Source organism: Streptomyces sp. V4I8, from assembly GCF_041261225.1.
GTDB lineage: Bacteria > Actinomycetota > Actinomycetes > Streptomycetales > Streptomycetaceae > Streptomyces.
This window is the reverse complement of sequence record NZ_JBGCCN010000001.1, coordinates 7,895,385-7,907,530: the sequence shown is the minus strand read 5'-3', so window position 1 is coordinate 7,907,530 and position 12,146 is coordinate 7,895,385. Positions and strand designations below refer to the sequence as shown.

The following is a 12,146-nucleotide window of genomic DNA, read 5'->3' as shown; positions in this document are numbered from 1 at the left end:
AGGTCATCGGGATACAGGGGAAACCCTCGATCCGGCCGGAAACCCACCCTCTACGTCGTCCGGTTGACCGGTTTGGGCGGGCTCCGCCCGGTTCGTCGGGCAATGAACGCGCCGGGCCGCTTTCCCGTACTGCACGAGGACCCTTCCCGCCCCGGCCGAGGAGACGTTCCGGATGTCCCGGATGCCCTGGATGAGATCACAATGCGCCGCCCTGGCGGCCACCGCCGTCACGCCGCTGCTGCTCACGGTGTGGGCGGCGGGCCCCGCCCGTGCGCACGGTGCGCCGACGGATCCGGTCAGCCGGGTATACGCCTGCTCCCCCGACGGCGGCAGCGCGTCCCGGTCGGCGGCGTGCCGGGCGGCGGTCGCGTCGAACGGGGCGCCCTTCACCGCCTGGGACAACCTTCGGATCGCCAACGTGAACGGCCGGGACCGGCAGGTCGTGCCCGACGGACAGCTGTGCAGCGGCGGACTTCCCGCCTACCGCGGCCTGGACCTCGCCCGCGCCGACTGGCCGTCGACCCGGCTCACGCCGGGCTCCGCTCTGACCATGCGGTACGTCTCGACGATCCCGCACACCGGCACGTTCAAGCTCTACCTCACCGAACCCGGCTACGACGCGGCCAAGCCGCTGTCCTGGTCCGACCTCCCGGAGAAGCCGTTCGCGGAGGTGAAGGACCCGGCGTTGACGGACGGGGCGTACCGGATCAGGGCGACGCTGCCGTCCGACCGCACCGGGCGCCATGTGCTGTACACGATCTGGCAGAACAGCAGCACGCCGGACACGTACTACTCGTGCTCGGATGTGGTCTTCCCGGCCGGGCAGGACGGAGGCACCGAGGAGAGCGGTGGCGCGGAGGGCGACGGCAAGGAGAGCGGCGGCGAGAGCACGGCTTCCGCCGCGGCGAACACGGATCGCGACAACGGCCGTACGACGGCCGGCCCTTCGCCGGCGACCGAGCCGCGCCAGACCGTCTCGCCGACGCCGTCCGCCCCCGCCGGCGCCGAGAGCCGGCGCACGCGGAACACCGCCGCGCCCGACAGCACGCCGGTGGCCTCCACCGGCGGCGCCGGTACGGGGCCCTCGACGCCACTGCTGGCGGGCGGCGCCGCCGCGGTGCTGGTGCTCACCGGGGGCGCCGCCCTGGCGCTGCGACTGCGCAGGAGGTGAACTCCTGGGCAGCAGACGTCAGTTGACGTAGACCGCCGCACCGCTGCCGGTCACCGGGGCGTACTTGGCCGTGAAGTAGCCGTTGGCGAAGCAGAGGGACGAGCCGGAGACCTTGGTGAACTGCGCGGCGGCGAAGTTGATGGTGTTGTCGTCGTTGCTCGCCGTGCCGGACAGGCTGGGGGCCTGGTAGACGCAGTTGATGCTGCCCAGCAGGGTCCGCAGGACGACCGTCGTCTGGATAGTGGAGCCCGCGGCCGGGGTGACGGTGACGGTGCCGTCGGAGGACACGGCGGCGCTGTACGGCAGGTTGTTGACCGTGATGCCGGTGACGCCAAGCACGCCGACCACGTTGGCGGTGCAGCTGGCGGCGTCGAAGGTGTGCGCGGAGACCGACTCCGTCGCGGTGCCGGGCGCGCCGGGGTTGTCCGTCACGGTGGCCGTGAACTGCGACGACGTGCAGGAGATACCGCTCGTACCGCTCGCGCTGGAGTAGAACGTGGCGGCGGTGCCGCTCGCCAGCGGCACGGTGAGGACCTCGCCGGCCGCGACGGCCGTACCGCCGACGGAGCCGGTGGTGAGAACGGTGCCGTCGGCGGCGGACGCCGGGGCAGCCATGGGGAGGGTGAGGGCTGCGACGGTGCCGGCGAGGGTGAGGAGGGTGCGGGTGCGCATGGGGTGTACCTCGGCTTTCGTTGCGGGGGTGTGCCCTTAGGACAGCTGCGCTGCTCAGGGGGTTGGGGGTGGGGTGGTTCGAGGTGGGGGGTTCGGGGTGGGGGGTTCGGGGTGGGGGGGTCGAGATGGGAGGTGCGGGCGCATGCAGGTGTGGGCCGTTGCCGGTCCGTGACGCCTTCTCCGTACGTCACGGACCGGCGACGGCAGCCCGCCGGTGACCGGCCGGAGACCCTGGGGAGGGCTCCGGCCGGACCGGGCGGGGGGCGTCCGGCACGGACCGAGGGGGGAAGCGACCGTGACGGCGCCGTGGAGTGATCTCGCGGAATGTGAAGGACATCAGGTCCGGGAACGCGGGCAGAGGCCACGCGACGGCGGATCCGGCGCCACGGATCCAGGGGGGAGCCAGGGCAAGTTGTAGACCTGAGGGTCAGTCAACGTCAAGGCACTGAAAGGGAGTTGATGTTCTTTGTGGGCGCTCTGAGGCTCCATCGGAAGCCCGTGAGGCACAGGCGGCACACAACCAACACCCTTTTTCCACAACTGCCTTGACCCTTGAGTGTAACCACCGGTAACTTCCCGGCAGGCTACTGCGGAGTACGAGAAAGCCCTTGCACCCGCCGGGAGTTGCGAGGGGCGTGCGCCGTGGGCGCTGTCCGCGCCAGGACAACGTGCCGCTGATGCCCTACCCGCACTTAATGCACCTGGGAGCAGTTATGGCCTCGTCCTCGGACGTCACTTCGTCCGCCGACAACACCCCTGAGAACCCGGTAAGCGGTTCCGTTTCCGAAGCGTCCGAAGCGTCCGAAGCGTTTGAAACCCCCGACGGTCCCGCGAGACGCGGGCGGGTCCGCGCGCGCCGGGCCGCCGTGATGGCGGTACCGGCCACCCTGGTCGCCGGCGCGCTCGCGGTGCTCACCGCCGAGGGTGCGCTGGGCGTGCAGTTCGCCATCTCCGGTATGCCCTTCACCGTCACCGCGACCGAGCTCAACGGCACCGGGTTCGAGCAGTTCGGCGGCCTCGACGAGATGGCGCCGGGCAGCCCCAACGCGGGGGACACCGACGGGCAGGTGCTGGTCGTCACGTCCGCGATCAAGAACGCGACACTCACGAAGCTGTGCCAGAGCGTCGACCTCGGTGGCACGAACCTGCTCATCACGGCGGGCGGTGGGGCGGAGAAGGTGTCCGCGAGCGATCTGACCACCGACTCGACCGAGCTGTCGGGTGACGCGGCGTTCACCAACATCGAGATCGGCAACGACGCGAGTACGTTGACCAAGGCCGGGGTGAAGGGGCCGATCGGTGTCTTCAGCCAGCAGGCGGACACCGTGCGCATCGCCAATCTGCGGCAGACCAACTATGCGACGACTGCGGGGGTGTTCAAGCTTCCGGGCCTGAAACTCCGCTTCAGTAGCACGGGTTGCTGATGGGTTCGCGTACGGGTTTCCGGTCGGCCTTCCGTCGTTGGCGGGCCGACCGGCCGTTCTGGGGCGGGGTGTTGCTCGCGCTGGGCGGGGCGGAGGTTCTGCTCACCATGAAGGCGTCCATGAAGGTCATGCTGCATGCCGGTATGCAGGGGCTGGCCGGGTATCTGCTGCCGACGCTGATGGTGCTGCTCGGGCTGCTGATCCTGTTCAATCCGGCGCAGCGGCTCTTCTACTCGATCACCGGGGTTCTGGTGGCGCTGGGGACCTGGCTCACGTCGAATCTGGGCGGGTTCTTTGTGGGGCTGCTGTTGGGGATCGTGGGGAGCTGTCTGGCGTTTGGGTGGCTTCCGGACCAGGAGCCTCGGCGGCGTCGTCGTCGGAAGAGCGCGGTGGTTGCTCCGCAGGCTGGGGAGCCCGCCTGAACCGGGTTCCTCGGCTTTCCGTCGGCCGCCGGGCCGTGGCGCGAGAGCGCCATGGGGGGCGGTGAGGTTCGGCGGGTGCGGGTGCGTGGGGGCTGGTCGCGCAGTTCCCCGCGCCCCTGGGTGGGCATGGGGCCGTCGGCTTTCGAGGGGCCCGGAGGTGATGTGTACGTACGCCTGCGGCCAACTTCCCAGTTCATTCGAGAAGTTGACAGACTGAGCCCGGCCCGCCCCCCGCGTCCCGGAGGCCTCATGTCTGACGATTCGATTGATGCCGAGACCGCGCACTCCGCACGGATCTACGACTACATCCTCGGAGGGAGTACGCGGCCCGGGGGATGCCGATGCGGCCGCGCACCCTGTCGGAGGCCGGGGAGTTCTTCACCGGTCTGGACCTCGCCGAGTTGAGGCGATGGCGAGTCTGTTTGCGAGTGCAATCAGTGGGCCGACCGGCCTCCCGCCAGCGGTTCATCACGATGTGGCAGCAACGACTCACGCCGTGTGGTAGCACACTTGACTACCCGTGGTCACACGCGATTGGCTCCGCCCCAGCGAGAGTTCACCAGGTCGGGGCCCTCCCCGTTCGACTCCGGCCGCGCTCTCGTTCGTTCCTCCGGCTCGGCCGCACAGCGAGGTGCCGCACCCTCATGAAGACCCCACCCCCCTCCTCCGTTCTCACTCGCGTCGCGGTCGTCACGGCCGCCGCCTGTCTGCTGCTGGCCGGCTGCTCCGCCGTCGACGCGACCGACGACGCGTCGGGCGCGGACACGGCGGGCACCCCACGGCTGAAGGTCGCCCTCATCGCCCACGGAGGCGAGGGGGACGCCTTCTGGGGGCTGGTGCAGAAGGGTGCCCAGGCGGCGGCCGCCAAGGACAGCATCGATCTGACCTACGCGAACGACTCCGATCCCGCGGGCCAGGCCGAGTTGATGCGGGACGCGATCCGCCAGAAGGTCGACGGCATCGCGGTGACGCTGGCCAAGCCGACGGCGATGGCCGGTCCGGTCGCCGAGGCGCGGGCTGCCGGCATACCGGTGGTGGGCCTCAACTCCGGTATAGACGAATGGCAGTCCGCGGGTCTCCTCGGCTACTTCGGCCAGGACGAGAGCGTCGCGGGCCGCGCCGTCGGCGACAAGCTGGACGACCTCAAGGCCGAGCACGCCCTGTGTGTCATCCACGAGCGCGGCAACGTCGCCCTGGAGGCCCGCTGTGCGGGTGTGAAGAAGGCGTTCCGCGGCGACACCGACAACCTCTACGTGGACGGCACCGACATGGACGCGGTGACCGACGCCGTCGCGACGCGCCTCTCCCAGGACCCGAGCATCGACGAAGTCGTCACCAACGGCGCGCAGTTCGCGCTCGCCGCGGTGAAGTCGGCACAGGAGGCGGACAGCAAGGCCCATGTCGCGACCTTCGACCTCAACCAGGACCTGGTCAAGGCGGTGCAGGGCGGCGATGTGCAGTTCGCGGTGGACCAGCAGCCATATCTCCAGGGCTACCTCGCGGTGGACTCGCTCTGGCTCTACCGGACCAACGGCAACACCCTCGGCGGTGGCGAGGCTCCCGTCCTCACCGGGCCGGCGTTCGTCACCAGGAGGAACGTCGCCTCGGTCGCGGAGTTCGCCGCCAACGGAACCCGCTGACCGGACAGTTCCGCCGACGGTGTCGCCAAAGAATCGGTCACGCGTGACGTGTGCGGTCACATGTACGGATAGCATCCTGCGCATCCCCTGTGACGTGCCGGACACGCCGCCACCCTTGGCGCTCGTCCCCCTTCCGCTTCCGTCATCGCTGATCGCCCTAGGACGACAATGTCTCCACGGACAGGTCCCCGGCGCCGCCTCGGCTCCATCCGTCTCTCCCTGATCCTCCTGGCGCTGGTGCCCAGCGTCACGCTCGCCGCCGTCTGGAGCGTGACGACGATCCAGATGTTCTCGGAGGGCCTGCGGCTGCGGTCGCAGACCGGGCTGAGCAAGTCGACCGGGGCCATGGGCACCGAGGCCACGCTCGCGTTGCAGCAGGAGCGCAGCTACTCGGCCGTATGGCTGGCCTCGCGGCAGGAGGAGGCCCGCACCGCGCTGGACGCGCAGCGGAGCAGGACCGACAAGGCGGTCGCCAAGCTCCTGGCCCGGTCGGAGGAGATCCAGCAGGCGCCCTCGCGCATCAAGGACCGGCTGTACTCGGTCGTCGCGTCCGTGAGCAGCCTGGAGTACTACCGGGGTCAGGTGGACAACCCCACCGACATCCCCGCCGTGCAGGCGCTGGGCCAGTACACGTCGATCATCGACGACCAGATCCACGCCTTCCAGGAGCTCTCCCAGGTCGACGACGGCGACCTCACCTCGCAGGCCGGTCCGCTCGTCTCACTGGAGCACGCGGCGGAACTGATGTCCCGGGAGGACGCGCTCCTGACGCTGGCCTCGCCGTCGAAGAAGATGAACGAGAAGACCTGGACCGAGTACGCCGAGCTGGTGAACACGCGCCGCTGGCTCGTCCAGGACCAGATCCTTCCCTCGCTCACCGGGAGCGCGAAGGCGGAGACCGAGCGGATCCTGGCGACCCCGCAGTGGCGCACCCTGGAGACCGTCGAGGACCGGGTGCTCGCGGCCCGGGCGGCGGCTCACGCCGAGGGCGACATCGTCGTTCCCGACGCGCAGAAGGAGTGGCGGGCCGCGCTGATCAAGGTCTCCGACGAGTACGAGGTCCTGATCCGGCAGCAGACGACGGCCCTGCTGCAACGCAGTGGCGACAACGCGCGCGGCCTGCTGATCAAGGCCGCGTCGCTGAGCGCGGGCGGACTGGTCGCGCTGCTGCTGTGCGTCTGGATGTCCTGGCGGATCACCCGCTCGCTGTCCCGGCGCCTGCACGGCCTGCGCGAGGCCACGCTGAGCCTCGCCCAGGAGCGGCTGCCCGACGTGGTGGCCCGACTGGAGCGGGGCGAGACGGTCGACGTGGAGCTGGCGACCCCGCCGCTGGACTACGGTCATGACGAACTCGGCCAGGTCGCCAAGGCGTTCAACACCGCGCAGCGCACCGCCGTGCACACCGCCGTGGAACTCGCCGACACCCGGCGCGGCTTCCAGAAGGTCATCCTGGGCATCGCCCGGCAGAGCCAGAACCTGGTGAACCTCCAGCTGACCAAGCTGGACGCGCTGGAGCGCGCGCACCAGGACCCCGAGGTCCTCAAGGGCCTGTACGAACTGGACTCCACCGCCAGCCAGTTGCGCCGCTACGAGGAGAACCTCGTCATCATCAGCGGCGAGCGGCCCGGCCGCAGCTGGAGCGAGCCGGTCGCGCTGATCGACATCCTGCGCAGTGCCGTCGGCGAGGTCGCCGAGTACCAGCGGGTGGAGGTGCACACCGAGGAGGAGGTGCATCTCGCGCCGCCCGCGGTGGCGGACGTCATCCATCTGCTGGCCGAGCTGATCGAGAACGCCACTCAGTACTCCCCCGCGCCCGCGCCGGTCGGGGTGCGGGCCGCGATGGTGGCCAAGGGGCTGGCCGTGGAGGTCGAGGACCGTGGCCTCGGGCTGTCCGAGGAGGACTACGCCTCGTTCAACGCCCAGTTGGCCGAGCCCCCGCAGTTCGACGTGGTGGCGCTCGCCGACGATCTGCGGCTCGGCATGTTCGTGATCGCCCGGCTCGCGCGGCGGCACGGCATCGCGGTCACGCTGCGCTCGTCGCCGTACGGCGGCACCACGGCGATCGTGCTGATCCCGCACGATGTCGTGGTGCGGGACGTGCCCGTCCCGGACCGGGCCGAGGTGGAGCACGCCGGGGCCGCCGAGCCGGAGGAGCCGGTAGGGGAGTCCCGCCCGGTCGTCCCGGCCCGCACCGTGTCCGAGCGTGCCGCCGCGCCCGAGCGGACCGCCGCTCCCGCCGTCCGCCGCGACGGCCTCTCCCCGCTGCCCCGGCGTGTGCCGCAGACCAGCCTGGCCGCCGAGCTGCGTGAGGAGACCCCGTCCGCCGAAGAGGACGGGTGCACCGACGACTTCACCGCCGAGCGTGCCGCCGCTTCCCTCGCCTGCTTCCAGCGGGGGACGCTCCAGGCCCGTGACGACGGCGACCATGAGGCACCGCACGCGCCCAAGGCCGAGGACCAGCGGGTCCCGGCCACTCGGGGGGCGCGTGACAACGGTGCCGGGGAGGAGCCGTCCAAGGCCGGCCCGGCCCGTTCGGCCTCCTCCCTCACGTCCTCCACTCCGCCCGCCGACCGTTCATGAAGGACATCGCCATGACACGCCCCACCCCCGCCACGGACACCCAGCTCGATCAGTTGCTCACCGGACTCGTGGAGCGGGTCGCCGACGTCAACCACGCCGTCGTGCTCTCCGAGGACGGTCTGGTGGTGAGCAAGTCGACCGGGTTCCTGCGCGACGACGCCGAGCGGCTGGCGGCGACCGCGTCCGGGCTGATGAGCCTCAGCAAGGGCGTCAGCATGGACTTCAGAGGCGGGCCGGTGCGGCAGGCGCTGATCGAGATGGCCAACAGCTATCTGATCCTGACCTCCGCCGGGCCGGGCGCCCATCTCGTCGTCCTCACCAACCAGGGCGCGGATGTCGGTGTGGTGGCGTATCAGATGAACATGCTGGTGAAGAAGATCGGCGAGCATCTGTCGGCGGCGCCGCGGGCCCATGTCGGCCCGGGCGCGTGAGGTGGGCCCAGACGATTCGGCGGGCCGGCTGGTACGTCCCTTCACCCTGACCGGCGGCCGGACCCGGCCAAGCCGTACCGACTTCACCCTGATCACGACGGTGACGGCGGTGGATCCGCCGCCGGAGCGGGCGCCGCGTCCGCAGCCGGAGCAGACGCGGATCCTGCGGTACTGCGCCCGGCCGATCGCCGTGGCGGAGCTGGCGGCCCATCTCGACCTTCCGGTGAGCGTGGTCGCCATCATGCTCTGCGATCTGCTGGAGGCGGGTCTGATCACCCTGCACCCGCCGCACCCCGTCACCCCCCGCACCCCGGACCTGGACCTGCTGCAGAAAGTGAGGGACGGCCTTGGCCGGCTCTGACCCCACCGTGGAGGCGGTCGCGCCTCCCGACACGGTCAAGATACTCATCGCCGGCGGTTTCGGCGTCGGCAAGACCACCATGGTCGGGTCGGTCAGCGAGATCGCCCCGCTGCGCACCGAGGAGCCTCTCACCGCCGCGGGGCTGGGCATCGACGACCTCAACGGCATCGAGGAGAAGCGGGCCACCACCGTGGCCCTGGACTTCGGCCGGATCACCATCAGCCAGGAGCTGGTGCTGTATCTGTTCGGTACGCCCGGACAGCAGCGGTTCTGGTTCATGTGGAACGACCTGTCGATCGGCGCCCTCGGAGCGGTCGTCCTGGTCGACGTGCGCCGACCGGAGTCCAGCTTCGCGGCGATCGACTTCTTCGAACGCCGGGGCATCCCCTTCGTCGTCGGCGTCAACGGCTTCTACGGCGCCCACCCCTACCCCGCCGAGGAGATCAGGGAGTCCCTGGCCCTCCCGGAGCACGTACGGGTGCTGCTGTGCGACGCCCGCGAGCGCGAGTCGAGCCGTGACGTACTGATCGCCCTGATCGACCAGTTGATCGCGGACGCCCGCGAGGCGAGCTGAGCCGCGAGCGGTCACGTCCGAGTGGCGGAAATCCGCCAAGGATGACCATGTGATTGACGCGCCCTCAACTCTCTCCTACTTTCTGGTCGATTAACCGAACCTCGTTCGAAATGTCGACCAGATCTCCACCAGAGACAACCAGAGAGCCGTAAGGCAAGCCCCCCGGCACCCCTCCCTCCGCCCCCCTGGAGAGCCGCATGACACACCCCTCCCGCAGACACTTCCTCGGCATGGCCGCCACCGTCCCGTTGGCCGCGACCGGTGCCCTCACCCTCGGCGCGGGAACGGCCCACGCCGCCGACTCGGCGTACGCGATGGTCTACTTCACCGAGTCCAACACCATGCTGGAGGCGGACTACAACCTCCATCTGGCCGTCAGCACCGACGGTCTGCGGTGGACGCCGCTCAACCAGAACGCCCCCGTCGCCACCCCCACCCTCGGTGCCCGCGGTCTGCGCGACCCGTTCCTGCTGCGCAAGCAGGACGGCACGTTCACCGTCCTGGCGACCGACCTGAGCGGCACGGACTGGACCCGCACCAGCGTCAACATCCACGTCTGGGACTCCACCGACCTGCGCACCTTCACCGGCTACCGGCTGCTGAAACTGCACGACATGACCACCACGCACAGCTGGGCGCCGGAGGCGTTCTGGGACGCCGCACGCGGCCAGTACGGCATCCTCTACTCGTCGGTGAACAGCAGCGGCCACAACGTCATCATGGTCAGCTACACGACCGACTTCCGTACGACGACGAACCCGCAGGTCTTCTTCGACCCCGGCTACGACGTCATCGACGGAAACCTCACCGTCGGGGTGAACGGCGTCAACTACCTCTACTTCAAGCGCGCGGGCACCCTGGTCGGAGCCCGCTCGACGAGCCTGAACCCCGGCAGCTTCACCCCGTTCAGCACGGCGGTGAACCACGGCGGCACCGAGGCCCCCACGGTGGTCAAGTCCCTGACCAGCAACACGTGGTACCTCTGGGGCGACACGTACACGCCCAACGGCGTCTTCTACGTCTGGCAGACGAACGACCTGGCCTCCGGGACCTGGACGGCGCTGGACCAGAAGCTCTACACCCAGCCGCTCAACTCCAAGCACTGCGGCATCCACCCGATCACGTCGACCGAGTACAACAACCTGATCGCCAAGTGGGGCGCGCCGGCCTGGAACCGGCTCAAGTCGTACAACTACCCGGCGCGTTACGTCCGGCACAGCGGCTTCGCCGGCCGGATAGACCCGTACCCCTTCGACCCGTTCCCGGACTCCCAGTGGAAGCTGGTGCCGGGCCTCGCGGACGCCTCCGGGGTGTCCTTCCAGTCGGTCAACTACCCGAGCCGCTATCTGCGGCACTACAACTACGCCCTGCGCCTCGACACGAACGACGGCACGTCGACGTACGCCGGGGACGCGACCTTCTACCGGACGGCCGGGCTCGCCGACTCCTCCTGGTCGTCGTTCCGCTCGTACAACAACCCGACCCGCTACATCCGGCACGCGGACTACGCCCTGCGCATCGACCCGGTCTCCACGGCCACCGAGCGCCAGGACGCCACCTTCCACGTCGGCTACTGAGCGGCAGCACAGCGGGGTTGTGACGAGTAACCGTCACAACCCCGCGAGAGCCTGCCGAGTCCGCCGGAGGTCAGGCCAGACCGGCCGACTTCAGCCAGGCCTTCGCCACGTCCAGCGGGTCCTTGTTCTCCAGCTGCACCTGGGAGTCCAGGTCGAGCAGTGTCTTGGTGTCCAGCTTGGCCGAGACCGCGTTGAGCGCGTCGACGCCCTCCTGGGAGAGGCCGCTCTTGTAGACGAGCGGGGTCACGTTGGCGAAGCCGAAGAGGTTCTTCGGGTCCTTCAGGACGACGAAGCCCTCCTTGGTGATGGTCGGGTCCGTGGTGAAGATGTCCGCGGCCTGCACGGTGTTCTTCGTCAGCGCCGCCTGGGTCAGCGGCCCGCCCGCGTCCAGCGCCTTGAAGGACTTGAACTCCAGGCCGTACTCCGACTCCAGGCCCTTCAGGCCCTGCTGGCGGGTCTGGAACTCGGGCGAGCCGCCGATCACCAGCTCCGGGGCGATGTCCTTGAGGTCCTCGAGGCTGGAGTCGGCGGTCAGCTTGTACTTCTTCGCCGTCTCGGCGTTGACGCTGACGGAGTCCTTGTCCTCGGCCGGCGAGGACTCCAGCAGCGTCAGCTTCGCGTCCAGCTTGCCCTTCACCGCGGTGTTCACGGCGTCGGCCGACTTCTGCTCCGCCTTCGGGTCGAGGTAGGCGAGCAGTGAGCCGTTGTACTCCGGCAGGACCGTGACGGAGCCGTTCTTCAGCAGGCCGTAGGTCGTCTCGCGGCTGCCGATGTTGGGCTTGTAAGTGACCTTGACACCCTTGGCCTTGAGGGCCTCGCCGTAGATGTCGGCGAGCAGGATGCTCTCGGCGAAGTTGTTCGAGCCGACGACGACGGTGTCACCGCTCGGCTTGTCCTCGGCGAGGGGGTCGGACTTGTCGTCGGAGGAGGAACATCCCGCCAGCAGCGCCGCCGTGGCGGCGAGCGCGACGGCGGCCGCGCCGGGATGGTTCCTGAGGGACCTGCTGCGTGTGGCGGTGAAAGTCACGATTCCCGTTCCGGATTCAGGGGGGTTGGGAGAACTCTTCCACTGATCCAATCCAGCGCGTTCTCGGTCAGTCAAGAGCGGTCAGGTCACCGATTGGCCTCAAAAATCGGAAGGTAACGGGCAGTTGCGCTCTGATGTGAAGGCGGGACGGTTGGGGTGCAGGGGGTCGTAATGGAATCTTGACGTACAGTTCCGGTCACGGAGATCAAGGGGCGGTACCGTCCCCCGCAGAAAGCCGTTTCATACTTGATCAACAACGGTCACGTG

General features: G+C 69.4%; 11 protein-coding genes. 9 read left to right on the top strand and 2 right to left on the bottom strand.

Annotated features, from left to right (window positions below; translation table 11 throughout):
- Positions 1-181 precede the first annotated feature (181 nt).
- Positions 182-1,171 carry a lytic polysaccharide monooxygenase gene (locus ABIE67_RS35915; RefSeq protein WP_370269282.1) on the top strand — a complete coding sequence of 330 codons (990 nt, stop codon included), beginning with the start codon at positions 182-184 and terminating at the stop codon, positions 1,169-1,171.
- Between the two features lie 18 nt (positions 1,172-1,189).
- Here the strand turns inward: ABIE67_RS35915 and ABIE67_RS35910 are convergent, their stop codons facing one another.
- Positions 1,190-1,843, bottom strand: a complete 654-nt coding sequence (locus ABIE67_RS35910; protein WP_370265707.1) for a Tat pathway signal sequence domain protein — start codon at positions 1,841-1,843, stop codon at positions 1,190-1,192.
- Positions 1,844-2,556: 713 nt separating this feature from the next.
- Here ABIE67_RS35910 and ABIE67_RS35905 point away from each other — a divergent pair.
- The 8 genes from ABIE67_RS35905 to ABIE67_RS35870 all read left to right on the top strand — a co-directional run bounded on the left by ABIE67_RS35905 (position 2,557) and on the right by ABIE67_RS35870 (position 10,852).
- Positions 2,557-3,267: a DUF6230 family protein gene (locus tag ABIE67_RS35905; RefSeq protein WP_370265706.1), complete on the top strand. Its 711-nt coding sequence runs from the start codon at positions 2,557-2,559 to the stop codon at positions 3,265-3,267.
- A complete protein-coding gene (locus ABIE67_RS35900; protein ID WP_370269278.1) occupies positions 3,267-3,689 on the top strand; it encodes a DUF6114 domain-containing protein in 423 nt (140 codons plus the stop codon). The genes ABIE67_RS35905 and ABIE67_RS35900 overlap by 1 nt, the downstream gene beginning before the upstream one ends.
- A 644-nt stretch (positions 3,690-4,333) precedes the next feature.
- Positions 4,334-5,329: a substrate-binding domain-containing protein gene (locus ABIE67_RS35895; RefSeq protein WP_370265705.1), complete on the top strand. Its 996-nt coding sequence runs from the start codon at positions 4,334-4,336 to the stop codon at positions 5,327-5,329.
- Positions 5,330-5,497: 168 nt separating this feature from the next.
- Positions 5,498-7,909 (top strand): nitrate- and nitrite sensing domain-containing protein, encoded by a 2,412-nt coding sequence (locus ABIE67_RS35890; RefSeq protein WP_370265704.1) that lies wholly within the window; start codon positions 5,498-5,500, stop codon positions 7,907-7,909.
- A gap of 11 nt (positions 7,910-7,920) precedes the next feature.
- Positions 7,921-8,340 carry a roadblock/LC7 domain-containing protein gene (locus ABIE67_RS35885; RefSeq protein WP_147997842.1) on the top strand — a complete coding sequence of 140 codons (420 nt, stop codon included), beginning with the start codon at positions 7,921-7,923 and terminating at the stop codon, positions 8,338-8,340.
- The gene (locus tag ABIE67_RS35880; RefSeq protein ID WP_370265703.1) at positions 8,321-8,701 is read left to right on the top strand and encodes a DUF742 domain-containing protein; all 381 of its coding nucleotides are present in this window, start codon (positions 8,321-8,323) and stop codon (positions 8,699-8,701) included. The genes ABIE67_RS35885 and ABIE67_RS35880 overlap by 20 nt, the downstream gene beginning before the upstream one ends.
- Positions 8,688-9,275, top strand: a complete 588-nt coding sequence (locus ABIE67_RS35875; RefSeq protein ID WP_370265702.1) for an ATP/GTP-binding protein — start codon at positions 8,688-8,690, stop codon at positions 9,273-9,275. The genes ABIE67_RS35880 and ABIE67_RS35875 overlap by 14 nt, the downstream gene beginning before the upstream one ends.
- Before the next feature lie 197 nt (positions 9,276-9,472).
- Complete coding sequence (locus ABIE67_RS35870; RefSeq protein WP_370265701.1) at positions 9,473-10,852, top strand: glycoside hydrolase family 43 protein; 1,380 nt, start codon at positions 9,473-9,475, stop codon at positions 10,850-10,852.
- 70 nt (positions 10,853-10,922) lie between these two features.
- Here the strand turns inward: ABIE67_RS35870 and ABIE67_RS35865 are convergent, their stop codons facing one another.
- Positions 10,923-11,879: an ABC transporter substrate-binding protein gene (locus tag ABIE67_RS35865; protein WP_370265700.1), complete on the bottom strand. Its 957-nt coding sequence runs from the start codon at positions 11,877-11,879 to the stop codon at positions 10,923-10,925.
- Positions 11,880-12,146 lie beyond the last annotated feature (267 nt).

Bases quoted from the DNA above. Each gene is read 5' to 3' on its own strand.
- ABIE67_RS35900 (WP_370269278.1), top strand. From the start codon at position 3,267: ATGGGTTCGCGTACGGGTTTCCGGTCGGCCTTCCGTCGTTGGCGGGCC.
- ABIE67_RS35885 (WP_147997842.1), top strand. From the start codon at position 7,921: ATGACACGCCCCACCCCCGCCACGGACACCCAGCTCGATCAGTTGCTC.
- ABIE67_RS35890 (WP_370265704.1), top strand. From the start codon at position 5,498: ATGTCTCCACGGACAGGTCCCCGGCGCCGCCTCGGCTCCATCCGTCTC.
- ABIE67_RS35905 (WP_370265706.1), top strand. From the start codon at position 2,557: ATGGCCTCGTCCTCGGACGTCACTTCGTCCGCCGACAACACCCCTGAG.
- ABIE67_RS35870 (WP_370265701.1), top strand. From the start codon at position 9,473: ATGACACACCCCTCCCGCAGACACTTCCTCGGCATGGCCGCCACCGTC.
- ABIE67_RS35915 (WP_370269282.1), top strand. From the start codon at position 182: ATGCCCTGGATGAGATCACAATGCGCCGCCCTGGCGGCCACCGCCGTC.
- ABIE67_RS35895 (WP_370265705.1), top strand. From the start codon at position 4,334: ATGAAGACCCCACCCCCCTCCTCCGTTCTCACTCGCGTCGCGGTCGTC.
- ABIE67_RS35880 (WP_370265703.1), top strand. From the start codon at position 8,321: ATGTCGGCCCGGGCGCGTGAGGTGGGCCCAGACGATTCGGCGGGCCGG.
- ABIE67_RS35910 (WP_370265707.1), bottom strand. From the start codon at position 1,843: ATGCGCACCCGCACCCTCCTCACCCTCGCCGGCACCGTCGCAGCCCTC.